At 62.0% G+C, this 19500-nt stretch carries 9 protein-coding genes (1 of these 9 running past the window's edge); 5 read left to right on the top strand and 4 right to left on the bottom strand.

Annotation, left to right across the window (positions count from 1 at the left end; genetic code table 11):
- Window positions 1–107 precede the first annotated feature (107 nt).
- From A8O26_RS14010 to A8O26_RS14000, 3 genes are all read left to right on the top strand, one after another.
- Entirely contained in the window at window positions 108–1127 is a 1020-nt protein-coding gene (locus A8O26_RS14010; RefSeq protein ID WP_064118567.1) for a sterol desaturase family protein, read from the top strand.
- A 74-nt stretch (window positions 1128–1201) separates the two neighbouring features.
- Window positions 1202–2218 (top strand): ABC transporter substrate-binding protein, encoded by a 1017-nt coding sequence (locus A8O26_RS14005; RefSeq protein ID WP_064118566.1) that lies wholly within the window; start codon window positions 1202–1204, stop codon window positions 2216–2218.
- Between the two features lie 115 nt (window positions 2219–2333).
- Window positions 2334–3044: a hypothetical protein gene (locus A8O26_RS14000; protein ID WP_064118565.1), complete on the top strand. Its 711-nt coding sequence runs from the start codon at window positions 2334–2336 to the stop codon at window positions 3042–3044.
- A gap of 121 nt (window positions 3045–3165) precedes the next feature.
- Here A8O26_RS14000 and A8O26_RS13995 read toward each other — a convergent pair whose 3' ends face one another.
- The 4 genes from A8O26_RS13995 to A8O26_RS13980 form a co-directional block, all read right to left on the bottom strand.
- Window positions 3166–3645, bottom strand: coding sequence for a copper chaperone PCu(A)C (locus tag A8O26_RS13995; RefSeq protein ID WP_064118564.1), 480 nt, complete (start codon window positions 3643–3645; stop codon window positions 3166–3168).
- On the bottom strand, window positions 3645–4250 hold the full coding sequence (locus A8O26_RS13990) for an SCO family protein (RefSeq protein ID WP_008079652.1): 606 nt from the start codon (window positions 4248–4250) through the stop codon (window positions 3645–3647). The genes A8O26_RS13995 and A8O26_RS13990 overlap by 1 nt, the downstream gene beginning before the upstream one ends.
- A gap of 156 nt (window positions 4251–4406) precedes the next feature.
- Window positions 4407–5801, bottom strand: a complete 1395-nt coding sequence (locus tag A8O26_RS13985; RefSeq protein ID WP_064118563.1) for an efflux transporter outer membrane subunit — start codon at window positions 5799–5801, stop codon at window positions 4407–4409.
- Between the two features lie 174 nt (window positions 5802–5975).
- Complete coding sequence (locus A8O26_RS13980; protein WP_064118562.1) at window positions 5976–6770, bottom strand: helix-turn-helix transcriptional regulator; 795 nt, start codon at window positions 6768–6770, stop codon at window positions 5976–5978.
- Between the two features lie 476 nt (window positions 6771–7246).
- Here A8O26_RS13980 and A8O26_RS13975 point away from each other — a divergent pair, with 476 nt between their 5' ends.
- On the top strand, window positions 7247–13657 hold the full coding sequence (locus tag A8O26_RS13975; RefSeq protein ID WP_064118561.1) for a non-ribosomal peptide synthetase: 6411 nt from the start codon (window positions 7247–7249) through the stop codon (window positions 13655–13657).
- A 256-nt stretch (window positions 13658–13913) separates the two neighbouring features.
- A protein-coding gene (locus A8O26_RS13970; protein ID WP_064118560.1) for a non-ribosomal peptide synthetase crosses the window boundary here: on the top strand, window positions 13914–19500 show its beginning. It continues 7430 nt past the right edge of the window; only the first 5587 of its 13017 coding nucleotides appear in the window; its start codon is at window positions 13914–13916; its stop codon lies off the right edge, out of view.

Genomic DNA, 19500 nt, shown 5'->3' with positions numbered 1-19500 from the left:
CACATTTGAAGGGTGTTGGCTGATGCAGCGATCCTTTGATCTGTAAAGGCTGCATTTGCGAACCGTTGCGATTTACAATGCTCGTCCTCTAATGGAGATCAGCCTCCGTGGATGTTCTCGCGCCACTTTACGCTCACCTTGATCGGTGGGTCATCGCCCCGGTCAGCGGGCAATTCATTGGCCTGTTCGATCTCAATGGTCGCCTCGGCGTGGTGTTCCTCATCGCGTCTTGCGCCGTCGCCTACGGTTTGTTTCGCTACAGAAAATCCCGCGCACTGACCGACTCCGAGTCGTTCTGGCAGTTCATCGGCGGTGCTCGCGTATTCGCTCATCGCTCGGCGTGGCTGGATTATCGCTATTACTTCATCAAGGCCATTCTCAAGGTGGTTTGGGTGTTGCCGATCGCGGGGCTGGTCGATCCTTACATCCTCAGGTCCGCCGACTATCAACGGTTTTTTACCCAACTCTGGGGCGCCCGCGAGCAAGTGCCGGATCATCCGTTGATCGCGCTGTGCTACGGAGTCGGCGTATTCCTGCTCAAGGACTTCCTGCATTACTGGATTCATCGCGCCTTTCATTCGCGCTTTCTGTGGGAGTTTCACAAGGTGCATCACTCGGCGCCGGTGCTGGTACCGGCCACGGCGAGTCGCATTCACGTGGTCGAAACGCTGGTCGAACGGCTGGTGATGATTGCCGGCATCGCCGCATTTGCCGGCGTGGTCTGGTATCTCTGTGGTGGGGAAGTCAGTCGCTACACCTTGTTGGGTGTAACCGGGCTGGTGCTGTTGCTCAACAGCCTGGGGGCGAACCTGCGTCACAGCCATGTCTGGCTGTCGTTTGGCCCGACCCTCGAGCATGTGCTCAACAGCCCGGCTCAGCACCAGATCCATCACAGCGACGCCATGCGCCACCGCAACAAGAACTTTGCCACCAATTTTTCCGTGTGGGACTGGATGTTCGGCACGCTCTACGTCACCACCTCAACACCTGAACCGCTGCGTTTCGGCACCGGCGAGGCGGATCGCGAGCGCTACCTCACGCTGTACAGCCTGATCGTCACGCCCTTTGTGGAAACCGCGCGGCGAGTTTCGCCGGCCAGACGTTCACGTGCTATCGATATGCGATAAAGGTATTTAATTTCTATTTTTTATAGCGATAAAGTCAGGCCTTTCAGCACACCACCCCCTGCTGCGAGGTTGTCATGGCCACACCGTTCAAACGTTCCGCGCTGACTCTGTTGGCCGCTTCCCTGGCAGCCAGCGCGCTGTTCAGCACCGGCGCCCACGCCGAAGGCAAGATCAGCATCGCCCAGCAATTCGGCATTGGTTACCTGATTCTCGACGTGGTGCGCGATCAGCAACTGATCGAAAAGCACGGTAAAGAACAGGGCCTCGACATCAAGGTCGACTGGAACAGCATTTCCGGCGCCACCGCGATGAACGAAGCGCTGCTGACCGGCGCGCTCGACGTGGTGTCTGCCGGCGTGCCGCCGATGCTCACCGTGTGGGACCGCACCAAGGGCAAACAGAACGTCAAAGCCATCGCCGCACTGGGCTCGATGCCCAACTATTTGCTGACCAACAATCCGAACATCAAGACCCTCAAGGATTTCAGCGACAAGGACCGTATCGCCGTGCCGGCAGCGGGCGTGGGCTTCCAGTCGCGCACCTTGCAGATCGAGACCGCCAAGGAATTCGGCGACGCGCAGTACAAGAAATTCGACGACATCTCGGTCAGCCTGCCGCACCCGGACGCGACGGCGGCACTGATTGCCGGCGGTTCGGAAATCAACTCGCACTTCTCCAGCCCGCCGTTCCAGTATCAGGCCCTGCAAAATCCCAACGTGCACAAAGTGCTGAGTTCCTACGACATTCTTGGTGGGCAGGCGACGTTCAACGTGCTCTACACCACGGAAAAATTCCACGACGAAAACCCGAAAACCTATAAGGCGTTCTACGCCGCACTGGCGGAAGCCGAGAAGATCATCAAGGCCGATAAACCGGCGGCGGCACAGGCTTACATCCGCGTCGAGCAGTCGAAGTTGCCACTGGCGCTGGTCGAGCAGATCGTCAAGGATCCGGAAATCGACTTCACCGTGGTGCCGCAACGCACCTTTATCTATGCCGAGAAGTTGCAGGAGCTCGGTGTGCTGAAGAACAAGGCCGGGAGCTGGAAGGATTACTTCTTTGACGAGGCGCATGAAGGCGCCGGGAGCTAAGAAGGCGATTAATCATGAGGGGCGGGGCGTTCTGGACAGGGAGATGGCCACTTAGTAGCATTCGCGGCCTATGGATTTCTATCCCGAACGTCGACCGACGCATCAAGGACCCCCAATGCACAAGTTCACCCATGGCGATGTAACCGTTGATTTCACCGTGTTGAGCGGTGAAGTGGTGGGCAGCGAGAAAATGAGCGAAACCCACATCACCTCCACAGGTGGCAACGGGCAATTCGACAGCAATGGTCAGCCTATCGCGGTGCACATCAACTCGGTGATGGTGATCAACCATGAGTTCTGGATCAGAACGGCGGACGGTATCGAGCACGATGTGAATTTTCGCGGGCTCGATATTCCTCTGCGCAGCGGCCAGGACATTTCGCTGATCAGCGCGGTGAGCAAGGATGGCGAGAAGGTGCTGCACACCTACCTGCAAAACCAGGCCTCGGCCAAGACCTACCAGATTCGCGATGCCAAGGCGCTGAACACTGAGCTTGGGTTGTCGCCGTTTCGCTGGAAGCCCTTGTTGATTGCCTTTGCCCTATGGATCGGCATCGGTCTGGTTGCCGGTGTGTTGGGCTTTCTGGTGGGGACGGGCTACTACCTCTATGAGTGCGTCAAAGGCTCCAAGCGCAAGAAGCTGTTGATCGCCGAACTGGAAGCCTTTTTGGCCCGTTTGAACCAGCAGGTCGAAAGCCAATACCACGCAGGGCGGTCCGGCCAGGTGCAAATGCCTGAGCAACCTCAGCCTCAGCCTCAGGCAACCGCCAAACCTGCAGGCATGACCAGCAGCAGCGTGCGCAAGGCACTGTCGCGTAACGGTTGAGTTGTCGGCGAGTTATTGTCTTCGCCCTATCAATGGGCCCAGGATCAGGCATGCGTGTCAAAAAAAGGGGCGGTCCTGATCATCAATCAGGCCGCCCCTTTTTTATTGCCGCTCAGTCAGATCAATGCATCTTGCTGTGATCGTGACCTTCCATGTTGGTCAGCGCGCGCACCGGCGCTTTAACCTCGATGGTCTCTTTCTCGCCTTTGGCGTTTTCCACGGTCAGGGTCAGCGGCACGCTTTCGCCTTCTTTCAACTGACCGGTCAGGCCCATCAGCATCACGTGGTAGCCGTTCGGATCAAGCTTGACGGCTTTGCCGGCCGGCAGTTCGACGAACTTCACCGGGCCCATGCTCATGACGTCGTTCTTCATGGTCATTTCGTGGATTTGCACGTCTTTGGCCACCGGCGTCGCGACGCTGAGCAACTTGCTGTCGCTGTCGGCGGTGAGGGTCATGAACGCGCCGCTGGCGGACTGGGTCGGCACGGTGGCACGGACCCAGGCGTCGTCGACTTGGGTCTGCGCCGAGACCTGGAACGACAGGCCCAGCAGAGACAGCCCGATGACAGCGCGTTTGATGTGGTTCAGAACAGGTTGCATCAGCAAACCTCCATAACAGTGAGCAAATCTTCCGTGCATTGTTCTGCCGAAAGCGAGGTGGACAGGCCCAGGCGCAGGCCACCATTGGAGTCGTAAACGTAACTGGTGGCGGTGTGCGAGATGGTGTAGGTGTCGCCGGCCGGGACTTTCTCGTAGAACACGTCGAATTCCTTGGCCGTGGCCGCGGTTTCCTCAAGCGTGCCGTACAACGCAACGAAGGTCGGGTCGAAGGCTTTCATGTAGGCGTCGAGGATTTCTGGCGTGTCGCGCTCGGGATCGAGGCTGATGAAAATCACCTGCAAACGATCGCCATCGGCGCCCATCAGCTTCTTGATTTTCGCCGCGCGGGCCAGGGTAGTCGGGCAGACTGCCGGGCACTGGGTGAAGCCGAAGAAGACCATCGGCATCATGCCGCGAAAGCTCGACAGCGTCATGGTTTCGCCATCGGTGTTCTTCAGTTTGAAGGTGCGCCCCATGATCTTGTTACTCAGATCCTTGCCGTACTTGTACGACAGTTGGCCGCGGGTGTCGCAGCCGGCGAGCAGGCCGAGCCCGAGCACGCCCATTCCCGCAAGCACCTTGCGGCGAGTCAACAAAGCCGTCATCTAATACCGCCTTTTGCAGCCCGTCAGTCGGCAGGACTGGCGGGGGGTTAACCGTAAAAGCGGCGCATGATACCAAACTGAGACCAGACGACGGCTGCGGATCGCCCTGCGACGTAGGATCGCGCGACAAAAGGTGTAAGAAAAAGTGACGATGGCTTACTGCACACGCGCCTCATCGGCCCGCCAGCCACCGCCCAGCGCGGTGTACAGATTGACCTCGGCGACCAGTTGCGCCAGTCGATCGGTGATCAGGCCTTGCTGCGAACTGAACAGTGAACGCTGGGCATCGAGGAACGTCAGGCTGCTGTCGACGCCGTTCTGATAACGGTTGTGCGCCAGGTTGTAGTAAGTCTGGGTGGCCGCGACCAGATCGCGTTGCGCCTGCAACTGTTGCTGATAGGTGCTGCGCGCGGCGAGGCCGTCGGCGACTTCCTGGAAGGCGGTCTGGATTGATTTTTCGTATTCGGCCACGGCGACGTCTTTCTGCAACTTCGAATAATCGAGACTGGCGCGCAGGCTGCCGGCATTGAAAATCGGCAGGCTGATCTGCGGCTGAAAGGTCCACGCGCCTGAGCCGCCGCCGAACAAACCGGAGAGGTCGCGACTCGAGGTGCCGGCATTGGCAGTCAGGCTGACGCTGGGAAAAAATGCCGCCCGCGCTGCGCCGATGTTGGCGTTGGCGGCTTTGAGTTTGTACTCCGCCTGGAGGATATCCGGGCGCCGTTGCAGCACGTCAGAAGGCAAACCGGCGGGCAGTTGCAGGACCAAATCGTTGGCCAGTGGCAGCGCAGGCAACGACGCCGGCACCGGTGCACCGACCAGCAACGTCAGGCTGTTCAAGTCCTGAGCCACCTGGCGCTGATAGCGCGCCAGATTGGCCCGTGAACTGTCGACGCTGGTTTGCGCCTGCGCCTGTTCCAGCGCCGAAGACTTGCCGGCCTCGCGGTTGCGCGTGGTCAGGTGCAGGCTCTGCTCATCGGCGGCGAGGGTGTCGCGGGTCAGTTCGAGCAGTTCCTGATCGGCACGCCAGGTCAGGTAAGCATTGGCGACGTTGGCCACCAGACTCAACTCGGCACTGCGTCGTGCCTGTTCGGTCGCCAGCCAGGTTTGCAGTGCCTGTTCGCTGAGGCTGCGTACGCGGCCGAAGAAGTCCAGTTCATAGGCACTGATGCCGAGGTTGACCGAGTACGTCGAATTGATCAGCGCTTTGCCTTGGGTCACGCTCGGCGGCATACGCTGGCGCAGCTCATTGGCGTTGGCCGACACCGCCGGAAACAGGTCGGCGCGTTGAATGCGATATTGCGCCTGAAAGGCTTCGACGTTCAGCGCGGCCACGCGCAGATCGCGGTTGTTGACCAGTGCGGACTCGATCAATTGTTGCAGGGCCGGGTCGTTGAACAGTGTGCGCCAGTCCTCGCTGCGCGTTGCCGCCTGCGTCGCGGTCGGATACTGCGCGGCGCTGGGAGACGCTGGCCGCTGATACTCGGGAATCAATGAACAACCGCCCATCAGCACCGCCATGGACAGCAGGGAAAGTCGCAACGTCAACATCGAACGGCCTCATATCTGAAGGGGGGAGACGCTTGCAAAGCCAAGCTGTGGCGAGGGCGCCTGCTCCCGCTGGGTCGCGAAGCGGCCCTTCTTTTGCTCCTGAAAACAGGGCTTGCTACGCAGTCCATCGGGAGCAAGCTCCCTCGCCACAACGACATTCATCGTTGCTGGCAGTCAGGCTCCGGCCATCCATTTCGCCAGACCATGGCGACCACTGACCCCGAGTTTGGCGGTGGCGCGTTTGAGATAGGTCTCGATCGAGCTGTTCTTCACCCGCAGCTTTTCCGCCATTTGTGGCACCGTGCCGCCGGTCAGCAGACCGAGGCAGACTTCCTTCTCGCGCACCGACAGGACGACGCCACTGAAGGCCAGACGCTCATCGAAAACCTGCGCCAGCGGTGCCTGGTCGAGGTCGGCCAAAGGCAGGCGCGGTTGTCTGGCGAGGGTTTGTCGGCTGATGTGCGCATGACGCTCGATCAGCGGCAGCAGCGTGTCCGACAGGCGCTTGAGAAACGACAACTCCGGCAAGGAAAACACCCGCTGCGTGTGCGGTCGGAAAAACGAGATGACGCAGCGGCGGTTGGAGGTACGCGACACCAGATTGCATTGGTGCGCGCTGTGTTGCGGGTGCCGAGGTTGCAACGAGGCTTTGAGTTGAATCAACAGCGAGTCATTCATCTCGATCATCTTTTGCAGCAACGGATGATCATCAGGACTCTCCAGCAGGTCGGGCGGCGCACACGTCTGCGACAGACCGGCACTGCCCAGCGGCTTGATCTCGACCACGCTGGCCTGTCGCTCATCCAGCGTCCATTCGCTCAGATCAACGCGGTTGACCGGCACCAGCGTGTCGACCAACTGGAACATGTTCGTGGCGAAGTGATCATCGCCGGTGCTGGCAATCAACTCCCCGAGCTGCCAGTAAAAATGCGGGTTTTCCATGTTGCGAATGCTGCCGGTCAGATTCATATCCTTCATCCCTGGTTCAGAGCCATCACTGAATCGTCTGCCGTCTCTGTAAAAGCCGCCCACGCAGTCATTTCTCCTTGAACATGATCTGGAGCGGGATTTAAGCCTATGGATTTGTCCTACGTCTGTAGGGGAAAACGGGGACACAAAATGCCACTATTTCCGAATCCTGGCGCCGGGGTTCTGACGGCTGCGAGCACCGGTTTACCGGCATGAGTGACTGTTTAGTCACTTTGAGGCCCCGTAAACCCGGACGATGCTGATTTTTCATCAAGTGCACCGGGGTAAATAGCGGCGCTGGTATGTGGTTCTTTTCCTACAAGCTTTTCAGTATTTCCTCTGCGAACTTTTAGACAGTGCCTGCATGAATCGCCTGTTTGCGCTGTGGCGGGCGTGATGATTGTCCGGGTTTCAGGTGTCATGCCGGCACTGGGGCCGATGCTTGAATACCGGCAAAATCACATGAGAAGGACCTTATGCAGCCTACTTCTGCCAACGTGGCGGACGATCTGTCCGTGCCTGTCGAGACATTTGCGCTGACTGCCGCGCAGCGGGATATCTGGCTGGACCAACTGAGCCGCGGAGATTCGCCGCTGTATAACATTGGCGGTTACGTCGAGCTGACCGGGCCGCTGGATCCGCTAGTGCTGCACTCGGCGCTCGAATGTCTGGTGGCGGCAAACGATGCCTTGCGCATTGTTCTGCTCGCGGATGTTGGCCGCGACGGGTTGCCGTTGCAGGGATTTGCGCAGGCGTTGCCGGTGGCCATGCCGCTGCATGACTTCAGCGCACACCGCGACCCTCGGTCGGCGGCTCAGGCGTTGGTCGAAGAGCAGATGGCGCAGCCCTGTGTGTTGAGCGGGCAGCCGCTGTTCCGCTTTTGTCTGATTCGTCTCGATCACCAGCGCCACTGGCTGGCGGGGCAGGCCCATCACTTGATCATCGATGGCTGGGGCTTCGGTCTGCTGTTCAAGGCAGTGGGTGAAATCTACAGCGCACTGTGCCGTGGCGAACGCCCAACGCTGGCGGCTCCGTCCTATGTCGGCTTCATCGAAGATGACGCGCACTACCACCAGTCGGCGCGTTATGAACTCGATCAACGTTACTGGCTGGACAAGTACCGCAGTATTCCCGAGCCCTTATTGACGCCCCGGAATCACGAACCCCTTGACCCTGCCAAGGCGCCAAGTCGCATCCACGTCGAGGCTTTTCCGGCACTGTTGCACGAGCGCATGAAAGACACCGCGCGGCAACTGGGCGGCTCGGCGTTTCATGTGTTGCTGGCGGCGCTGCACGTGTATTTCAGTCGCACCGCGCAACGTGACGAGTGGGTGGTCGGCTTGCCGATTCTCAATCGCTCCGGTGCCCGCTTCAAAAGCACCTTGGGCCTGTTCACTCAAGTCAGTGCGATGCGCATGGGCTTTGGCCGGGCGTTGTCCTTTGCCGAATTGATCAAGGCGATCGGCGCTGGCCTGAAGCAGGATTTCCGCCATCAGCGCTACCCGCTGAGCGAGATGAACCGCGCATTAGGCCTGTTGCGTGAAGACCGTTCGCAGCTGTTCGAGTTGTCGGTGTCGTACGAGCAGGATGACCATGACTACCGTTACGGTGAGGCGTCGGGACACTCGGTCAAGGTCTCCAACCAGCACGAGGCGACACCGCTGGCCTTTCACCTGCGCAGCAACCGTTACGACGACAAGGCCTGGTGGCATCTGGTGTATTCGCCGGCGTATTTCACGGCGGATGAGATCGCCTCGTTCACCGAGTGCTTGTTGCTGATTCTGGAGCAAGGCCTGGAGTGTCCTGAGCGGATCGTCGCCGATTTCAACCTGAACAGCCCGGCAGAACTCGCCCGGTTGAATGAGTGGAATGACACCCGAGTCAGCTATCCGCAAAACCAGACAATTCATCAACGCTTCGAGTCGCGGGTGGCCGAACAGCCGGACGCCGTGGTCGCGACTTATCAGGGGAGGTCGCTGAGTTACGCCGAGCTCAACCGGCAAGCCAATGCGCTGGCCCATCATCTGCTGGGCCTCGGCGTACGGCCCGATGACCGGGTGGCGATTGTCGCCCGCAGAGGCCTGGAAACCCTGGTCGGGCTGCTGGCGATTCTCAAGGCTGGCGCCGCTTATGTGCCGATTGACCCGGCGCATCCACCCGAACGCCTGAGTTATCTGCTCAGCGACAGCGCTCCGGTGGCGCTGCTGACGCAAAGCGATGTGCGCGAGCGTTTGCCTGCCATAGCGCTGCCAGTGATTGAGCTTGATCGGCGCGAGTGGGCGCTCGACAGCGTCACCGATCCCGAGGTTGCCGGGCTGAACCCCGGCAACCTCGCCTATGTGATTTACACCTCCGGCTCCACCGGGTTGCCCAAAGGCGTGATGGTCGAACACCGCACCTTGGCCAATCTGGTCGACTGGCATTGCGCCGCGTTCGGGCTCGGCCCAGGGCAGCACACGTCGAGCCTGGCCGGGTTCGGTTTCGACGCGATGGCGTGGGAAGTCTGGCCGGCGTTGTGTGCCGGGGCGACGCTGCACTTTTCACCGGCGACCGAAGGCAGTGAAGACATCGATGCACTGCTGGCGTGGTGGCGTGCGCAGCCACTGGACGTGAGCTTCCTGCCCACGCCGATCGCCGAATATGCCTTCAGTAAACAACTCGATCACCCGACCTTGCGCACCTTGCTGATTGGCGGTGATCGCCTGCGTCAGTTCAACCGTGCGCAGGGCTTCGCGGTGGTTAACAACTACGGGCCGACCGAAGCCACGGTGGTCGCCACGTCGGGGCTGATCACTCCGGGCCAGGCGTTGCACATCGGCAAACCCGTGAGCAATGCCACCGCTTACCTGCTTGATGAACAACAGCGCCCGGTGCCCATCGGCATTATCGGCGAGCTGTATGTCGGCGGCGCCGGGGTAGCCCGGGGCTATCTGAATCGTCCGCAACTGACGGCCGAACGCTTCCTCGACGACCCGTTCAATACGCAGCCGGGTGCGCGCATGTATCGCACCGGCGATCTCGCACGGTGGCGCGCCGACGGTAATCTTGAATACATCGGCCGCAACGATGACCAGGTCAAAGTCCGTGGCGTGCGGGTCGAACTGGGCGAAATCGAAGCCGCACTCGCCAGCCATGACGCGGTGCAAGAAGCGGTGGTGCTGGTGCGCGACGGTCAACTGTTGGCATGGTTTACCGAGCGTGAAGCGCTGGACATCCTGCAACTGCACGCGCACCTGACCTCACGTTTGCCGGCCGCGATGCTGCCGGCCGCGTACATCCGTCTGGCGAGTTTGCCGCTGACGGCCAACGGCAAGCTCGACCGTCAGGCCCTGCCGGCACCGGGGCCGGAAGCGTTGGTCCGGCGTCAATACGAGGCGCCACAAGGTGACGTCGAAACCGCTTTGGCGCAAATCTGGGCCGAGGTCTTGCAGGTCGAGCGGGTAGGGCGTCACGACCATTTCTTTGAACTGGGCGGCCATTCGTTGTTGGCAGTCGGCCTGATCGAACGCATGCGCCAGATTGGCATGAGCAGCGACGTTCGGGTGCTGTTCAACCAGCCGACACTGGCCGCGCTGGCAGCGGCAGAGGGCAGTGGCCGCGAAGTCGAGGTGCCGGCCAATCGCATTGCCGCCGATTGCACGCACATCACGCCGCAGATGCTGCCACTGGTGCAACTGGATCAGGCGATGATCGAGCGCATTGTCGCGACAGTGCCCGGCGGTGCCGCCAATGTGCAGGACATTTATCCCTTGGCGCCGTTGCAGGAAGGCATTCTTTATCACCACATCACCGCCGCGCAGGGCGATCCATATCTGCTGCAATCGCTGCTGGCGTTCGACAGCTTCGAGCGGGTCGAGGCCTTCGCCAATGCGCTGCGTCAGGTCATGGCGCGGCACGACATCCTGCGCACGGCGGTGGTCTGGGAGGGGCTGACGGCACCGGTACAAGTGGTTTGGCGTGAGGCGATTCTACCGGTGCAGGAAGTCGAACTTGAGCCCGCCCACGGCGCGATCATCGATCAATTGCACGCGCGTTTCGACGCGCGGCGTTATCGCCTCGACATCAGTCAGGCGCCGCTGCTGCGCCTGATGGTTGCCCGTGACCCGGCGCATAACCGGGTGGTCGGCATTTTGCTGTTCCATCACTTGGCGATGGATCACATTGCACTGGAGGCGATGCGTGAAGAAATTCACGCCAGCCTGTCCGGGCACACCGAACCTCTGGCGGTACCGGTGCCGTATCGCAACTATGTGGCGCAAACGCGCCTGGGCGTCAGCGAGCAGGAGCATGAAGCGTTCTTTCGGCAGATGCTCGGTGACATCGACGAGCCGACCTTGCCGTTCGCATTGCAGAACGTGCAGGGCGACGGCAGCAACATCGAAGAAGCCGAGCAAGCCGTGGCGGCCGATCTCTATCAGCGCATGCAGCAGCAGGCGCGTCTGACTGGCGTGAGCATCGCCAGTTTGATCCACCTCGCCTGGGCGCAGGTGCTGGCGGCGACGTCCGGCCAGCACAGTGTCGTGTTCGGCACGGTGCTGATGGGGCGCATGCAGGGCGGCGCGGGAGCTGACCGCGCGCTGGGGGTGTTCATCAACACCTTGCCGCTGCGCGTCGATGTCGGTGAGGGCGCACGCGCAGCGCTGAAAGCCACCCATGCACGGCTGAGCGCTTTGCTCGGTCATGAGCACGCCTCATTGGCGCTGGCTCAGCGGTGCAGTGGCGTCGCCGCGCCCGCGCCGCTGTTCAGTGCCTTGCTCAACTATCGACACAGCGATGACGTCGAGCAGAAAGACTCCCGGCAAACCTGGGAAGGTATCGAGACCCTGGCCAACGAGGAACGCACCAATTATCCGTTCACCCTGAGTGTCGATGACTTCGGCACGGGCTTGCGCCTGACCACCAGAACCGTGTCGAGCATCGGTGCGCAACGGATTTGCGCTTACGTGCAGGCGGCTTTGAGCGGCTTGGTCGAGGCGTTGCAAACCGAGCCGCAACGGCCATTGAATAGCCTGCCGTTGTTACCGGAGGAAGAGCTGCAACGGCTGTTGGTCGAGTTCAACGATACGGCAGTCGATTGCCCGATGGACCAGCCGCTTCACACACTGTTCGAACAGCAAGTGCTGCGCAAACCGGATGCCATCGCCGTGCAATTTGCCGAGCAGCGCCTGACCTATCGCGAGTTGAACGAGCAAGCCAACCGCCTGGCCCATCATCTGCGCGGGCTGGGCGTGCAAGCGGATTCGCGGGTAGCGATCTGCGTCGAGCGCGGGCCGCAATTAGTGATCGGTCTGCTGGGCATTCTCAAGGCTGGCGGTGCGTATGTGCCGCTCGATCCGGATTATCCGCTGCAACGGCTGAATTACATGTTGCAGGACAGCGCGCCGGTCGCGCTGCTGGTGCATGCCGCGACGCGCGATCTGCTCGGCGAAGCCGGCGTGCCGCTGATCGATCTCGACCTCGGCGCCTGGCAGGACCAGCCTCACGACAATCCGCAGGTGCCGGGCCTCGGCGCGGCGAATCTGGCCTACATGATCTACACCTCCGGCTCCACGGGCACGCCGAAGGGCGTGATGATCGAACACCGCAGCGCCTGCAACATGGTGCACTGGGGCTCGCAGTTGGCCCCGCCCACCGAACACGGGGCGTTGCTGCAAAAGGCGCCGTACAGCTTCGACAGTTCGGTGTGGGAGATTTTCTGGCCGCTGTGTTCGGGCATGCGCCTGGTGCTGGCGCGGGCCGATGGCAATCGCGATTCGGCCTATGTCACGCAAGTGATCCGCGAGCAGAACATTACCGTGGTCAAGTTCGTGCCGGCCTTGTTGCAGCAATTCATCGAACAGGACGATGTCAGTCAGTGCACCAGCCTCACCGACGTGCTCAACGGTGGCGGCGAATTGACCGTCGCGCTGGCCCGGCAAGTGCGCGAACGCCTGCCGTGGGTGCGCCTGCACAATGTCTACGGGCCGACCGAAACCACCGTCGACAGCAGCGGCTGGACCTTGGAGCCCGGCGAGCCGGTGCCGCCGACATGGGTGCCGATCGGCAAGGCCCTGAGCAACACGCGGCTGTATGTCCTTGATGCCAGCGATCAACCGGTGCCGCTTGGCGTCAGCGGGCATCTGCACATTGGCGGCGTGGGCGTGGCGCGCGGCTATCTGGGGCTGCCACAACTGCAGGCCGAGCGTTTTATCGACAGTCCATTCGTGGCCGGTGATCGCTTGTACCGCACCGGCGATCTGGTGCGTTACGGCGCCGATGGCAACCTCGAGTTCCTCGGGCGCAATGACTTTCAGGTCAAGCTGCGCGGGGTTCGTCTTGAGCTGGGCGAGATTGAAGCGCGTCTGCTCGAGCACCCGGCGATCCGCGAGGCGGTGGTGCTGGTGCGCGATGAGCGACTGGTGGCTTATTACAGCGTGCGTGCCGAGTTGGCTGCACCGACGCTGGAAGCGTTGCGCGCGCATGTATTGGCGCGGTTGCCGGAATTCATGGTGCCCGGTGCCTACGTGATGCTGGCGGCGCTGCCCTTGACGCCCAACGACAAAATCGACCGCAAGGCCTTGCCGGAGCCGGGCGCGGAGGCGCTGCTCAGTCGGCCATATGCGGCGCCCGAAGGCGACGTTGAAACGGCCCTGGCGCAGATCTGGGCGCAGGTGCTCAAGGTCGAGCAGGTCGGGCGCGACGACAACTTCTTCGAGTTGGGCGGGCACTCGTTGTTGGCGGTGAGTCTGGTGGCGCGGATGCGTCTGGCCGGGCTGCATGTCGATGCGCGCACGCTGTTCAGCCAGCCGACACTGGCCGCACTGGCGGCACAGACCTCGCGGCAGGCGAGGCAGGTCGAAATCGCCCAGACCACCATCCCGAGCCTCAATCGCAAACGCCGGCTCTGAAGGCCGGCACAACTCCTGTGGGAGCGAGCTTGCTCGCGAAAGCGCTGGTTCAGTCAATGTTGCTGGTGACTGATACACCGCCTTCGCGAGCAAGCTCGCTCCCACAAGGAGCCTGCAGTGCTCACGCTGGTGGCTTGTCCCCGCTTCCCATGTCAGACACCCACGCCTCGATGTTTTAGTTTTTCCAGGCTGCGCGCGGCCTGCACGGACTCGCTGCTGCGCGCTCCTTTTTTCCGCATTTACAGCAGGTTACCTCATGCATTTCAGCGAACTGATGGCTGTTATTTCCACCCATGCGATCCGCCTTCAACAGGAAGATGAAGACCTGGTCATTCTGGGCAGCGACGACGCGCTGGATGACGCGTTGTGGGACAGCCTCTCGGCGCACAAGGCGCAACTGCTGGAACTGGTCGCCCAACACGGCGGCGACTGGCTGAGCCCGGCCTTTCGCATCACCCCGGACATGCTACCGCTGGTGACGCTGAATCAGCACACCCTCGACCGTATCGTCGCCACGGTGCCGGGTGGCGCCGCCAACGTGCAGGACATTTATCCGTTGTCCGCGTTGCAGGAGGGCATGCTCTATCACCACCTCTCGGCCAAGGCCGGTGACCCCTACATTTCTCAGGCGCGCTTCGTGTTCGACAGCCAGCAACGCCTGGACGCCTTCGCCGATGCGCTGCGCTGGGTGATCAAGCGCCACGACATTCTGCGCACCTCGTTCGTCTGGGAATACCTCGATGAAGCGGTGCAAGTGGTCTGGCGCGAGGCGCCGCTGGTATGCGAAGAAATCAGCCTCGACAGCGACCATGATGTGCTCACGCAGCTGCTCGCACGCCACGACCCGCAGCACTTTCGCCTCGACATGCAGCAAGCGCCGCTGTTGCGCGTGGTCTATGCGCAGGATCCTGCTCAGGGCCGCGTCGTCGCGTTGTTGCTGTTTCATCACATGATCATGGACCACGTCGCGCTGGACGTGCTGCGCCGGGAAATTCAGGCGTTTCTGCTCGGGCAGACCGCGCAAGTGCCGGCGGCAGTGCCGTATCGCGATCACTTGGCGATGGCGCGCAGTGCCGGCAATGAGCCGGCGCAGGAAGCGTTCTTCCGCGAGATGCTCGCCGACATCGACGAGCCGACGCTGCCGTGTGGTTTGCAGGATGTGCAGGGCGACGGCCACGCCATCGAGGAAGCCGCGCTGATGCTCGACAGTCGCTTGAGCCGGCAGTTGCGCGAGCAGGCGCGGCAGCTCGGGGTCAGCGTCGCGAGCCTGACGCACCTGGCGCTGGCGCGCGTATTGGGACAATTGTCCGGGCGCACAGCGGTGGTGTTCGGCACCGTGCTGCTGGGGCGGATGGACGCGGGCGAGGGCGGCGAGCAGGCGTTGGGGATGTTCATCAACACCTTGCCGCTGCGTGTTGATGTCGGCGCGCAAAGCGTGCGTGCCGGGGTTCTGGCAACCCATCGGCGCTTGACCGCGTTGCTGGCGCACGAGCAGGCCTCGCTGGCCCTGGCCCAACGTTGCAGCGCAGTGGCGGTGCCGACGCCGCTGTTCAGCGCGATCCTCAACTACCGGCACAGCAGCGTCGAAGAAGTCGCTGATGTGGTCGATATTGCCCCCGGTGTGCAGGTGTTGGGTGCCCGCGAGCGCACCAACTATCCGCTGACCATCAACATCGATGACCTCGGCGCAGATTTGCGCATTACCGCGCTGGCGGACGCTGCACTCGGCGCCGAGCGCATGGCGGCTTATCTGAATACGGCGCTGGAAAATCTGGCGGCGGCCTTGCAAGACGCTCCCGACGCCGCGTTGCACACGCTGCAAATTCTGCCCGCCAGCGAACGCGAACAACTGTTACGCGGCGGCAATTCGCCGTTGGCGCAGTACCTCGACACCCCACTGATTCATCAGCAATTCGAAGCCCATGCGCAGGCCCGACCGGATGCCACGGCGTTGATTTTCGAAGGGCAGACGCTCAGCTACGGCGAGCTCAATCGTCGTGCCAACCAGGTCGCCCATCACTTGCTGGCATTGAACATCCGCCCGGATGACCGCGTGGCGATCTGCGTCGAACGTGGCCCGCAAATGATCATCGGCCTGCTCGGCGTACTCAAGGCCGGCGCCGGTTACGTGCCGATCGACCCGGCTTATCCGCTGGACAGAATCAGCTTTACCTTGCAGGACAGCGCCCCGGCAGCCGTGCTCATGCAAGCCGCGACGCGCGATCGCGTGGCTGATCTCGAGGTGCCGCAGATCGATCTCGACAGCGCCCACCTCAAGGCCGAACTCGACAGCAATCCGCAGATCCCCGAACTGACATCAGCCCATTTGGCCTACGTGATCTACACCTCCGGCTCCACCGGTCTGCCCAAAGGCGTGATGGTCGAGCACCGCAACGTGGCGCGGCTGTTCTCGGCCACCCATGACTGGTTCCAGTTCAATCAACAGGACATCTGGGCGCTGTTCCATTCCTTCGCGTTCGACTTCTCGGTGTGGGAAATCTGGGGTGCGCTGGCGTTCGGCGGGCAATTGCTGCTGGTTCCGCAAGCCGTCAGCCGCTCGCCGGATGACTGCTATGCATTGCTCTGCCAAACCGGCGTAACCGTGCTCAACCAGACGCCGAGCGCGTTCCGCCAATTGATCGCCGCACAGGGTCGCAGTCCGCTGCAGCACTCGCTGCGGGAAGTGATTTTCGGTGGCGAAGCGTTGGAGCCGGGCCTGCTCAAACCGTGGTATGCACGGGTTGGCAATGCCGGTACGCGGCTGGTGAATATGTATGGCATCACCGAAACCACCGTGCACGTAACCTATCGGCCGTTGCAGGCTGCCGATGCGTCGTTGGTCGGTGTCAGCCCGATTGGTGTGCGCATTCCCGACCTGCAACTGTATGTCCTCGATGCTCAGCGTGAGCCGGTTCCGGTCGGCGTGATTGGCGAGTTGTACGTCGGCGGGGCCGGGGTGGCGCGCGGTTATCTGAACCGCGAAGCGCTGACGGCCGAGCGCTTTATCAATGATCCGTTCGGCGACAACGCCGAGGCGCGGTTGTACAAAACCGGCGATCTCGCACGCTGGGCCGTCGACGGCAGCCTCGAGTACCTGGGACGCAATGACGATCAGGTGAAAATTCGCGGTTTCCGCATTGAATTGGGCGAGATCGAAGCGCGCCTGGCGGCCTGCGCAGGCGTGCGCGAAGCCGTGGTGATCGCTCGCGAAGACAGCCCCGGCGATCAACGTCTGGTCGCCTACTGGCTGGCCGACGCAGGCGCCGCGCCGGATGTGGCTAATTTGCGCGATCAACTGCTGGTGTCGCTGGCTGAGTACATGGTGCCGAGCGCTTTCGTGCGTCTGGACGCTTTGCCGCTGACCACCAACGGCAAACTCGACCGCAAAGCCCTGCCAGCGCCGGACAGCGAGGCCTTTGCCCGGCGTGGTTTCGAAGCACCGGTCGGTGCCGTGGAAACGCTGATTGCCGGGCTCTGGCAGACACTACTGGGCGTCGAGCAGGTTGGTCGCCATGACAACTTCTTCGAACTCGGTGGGCATTCGTTGCTGGCGGTGAAGCTGATCGAGCGCATGCGCCAACAGGATCTGCATTGTGATGTGCGCGTGCTGTTCGGCCAGCCAAGCGTGGCGGCGCTGGCGGCGACCTTGAGCAGCGAGCGCGTGATCGTCGTGCCGGACAACCTGATCGAGCCGGGCTGCTCGCGCATTACCCCGGCCATGCTACCGCTGGCCACTCTCGATCAAGCCGCGATCGACCGTGTCGTCGCCAGCGTGCCGGGCGGTATCACCAATGTGCAGGATATTTATGGTCTGGCGCCGTTGCAGGCAGGGATTCTTTATCACCACTTGGCGACCAGTGCTGGCGATCCTTACGTGTTGCAGGCGCAATTTGCCTTCGACGGCCTGGCGCAGATCAAAGACTTCGTGCGTGCCTTGAACGGCGTGATCAAGCGCCATGACATTCTGCGCACCGGTATCGTCTGGGAAGGGCTGGAAGAGGCGGTGCAAGTGGTCTGGCGTGAAGCGCCGCTGGCGCTGGAGCGCGTCGATGCCGATGAGCTCGACGGCGATGTGCTGGAGCAGATGCAGGCGCGTTTCGATCCGCGCCACTATCGCCTCGACCTCAATCGTGCGCCGCTGATGCGCTTTGTCTACACCGAAGATCAGCCGCACAGCCGCTGGATCGGCATCCTCCTGTTGCACCATATCGTCCTCGATCACACCGCGCTGGAGGTGCTGGTCGCGGAAATGAACGATGTCATGCTCGGCCGCAGCAGCGAGCTGCCGCCGCCGGTGCAGTACCGCCACTTTGTCGCGCAGGCGCGGCTTGGCGCCGATGATCAGGCGCATGAGGCATTCTTCCGCGAGATGCTCGCCGACATCGACGAGCCGACCGTGGCCTTCGGTTTGCAGGACGTGCACGGCGACGGCAGCGGTATCCTCGACAGTCATGCGGAGCTGGACGCCGGCCTCGGCCAACGTCTGCGTGAGCAGGCGCGCCGGCTCGGTGTCAGCGTCGCCAGTCTGGTGCATCAGGCCTGGGCTCAGGTGTTAGCGCAGGTATCCGGCCAGCAAGACGTGGTGTTCGGCACCGTTTTGCTCGGGCGCATGCAAGGTGGCGAGGGCGCTGATCGGGCGCTGGGCATGTTCATCAACACCTTGCCGCTGCGCGTCAGCGTCGCTGCGGAGTCGGTAGAAAGTGGCGTGCGTGGCACCCATGCGCGCCTGGCGCAATTGCTCGGCCATGAGCAAGCCTCGCTGGCGCTGGCCCAGCGTTGCAGTGGTGTCAGCGGTTCGCAGGCGCTGTTCAGCACGTTGCTCAACTACCGCCACAGTGCGCCGGAATCTGCCGCCATCATCTGGGACGGCGTGCAGATTCTCAGCTCGCGCGAGCGCAGCAATTATCCGCTGGTGGTCAGCGTCGACGACCTCGGCGAAGGTTTCCGCTTGAGCGTGCAAGCGGTGCCGCAGGTGGACGGCGCGCGGGTCTGCGATTACTTGCAAACTGCCTTGCACAGTCTGGTTACGGCGCTGGAGTACACGCCGAAGGCGCCAATGCAGCAGCTGTCGATTGTGTCGCCGAGCGAGCGCCAACGGGTGCTGGTCGGCTTTAACATCAGCGGTCGTGAATACCCGCCCGCGCAAACAGTGCCGCGCCTCTTTGAAGCGCAAGCCCTGGCGCATCCCGATGCGCTGGCGGTGGCGCAGGGCGAGCAACGGCTCAGCTACCGCGAACTGAATCAGCGCGCCAATCGTCTCGCCCATCACCTGATTGGCCTCGGCGTGCAAACCGACGACCGTGTCGCGCTGTGCCTGCGTCGCGGCCCGGACATGCTTGTTGGAATGCTGGCGATTCTCAAGGCCGGCGCCGGTTATGTGCCGATTGATCCTGATTATCCGCAAGAGCGCATCGCCTACCTGTTGCAGGACAGCGACCCGATTGCGGTGCTGGCACAGGCGTCGACGCGCGACCTGCTCGGCGTTGTCCCGGTGATTGATCTGGACGCCAGCGACTGGCAGCACTTGCCTGACCACAATCCGCAACGGCCGAAGCTGACGCCGGCGAGTCTGGCCTATGTGATCTACACCTCGGGTTCTACCGGGCAACCGAAAGGCGTGATGGTCGAGCACCGGACGCTGGAAAACCTTGTGCACTGGCACGCCGAAGCCTTCGATCTGCACGCCGGCAGCCACACCGCCAGCGTCGCCGGTTGCGGTTTCGATGCGATGGCCTGGGAAGTCTGGCCGGCACTGTGCGTCGGCGCGACCGTGCACCTGCCACCGTCCTCGATCGGCAATGAACACCTTGATGAATTGCTCGAATGGTGGCGCGCGCAACCGC

The organism is Pseudomonas fluorescens (genome assembly GCF_001648775.1).
GTDB classification, from domain to species: domain Bacteria; phylum Pseudomonadota; class Gammaproteobacteria; order Pseudomonadales; family Pseudomonadaceae; genus Aquipseudomonas; species Aquipseudomonas fluorescens_M.
Note: the sequence above shows the minus strand (reverse complement) of the source record. Positions and strands in the feature narration are given on the sequence as shown.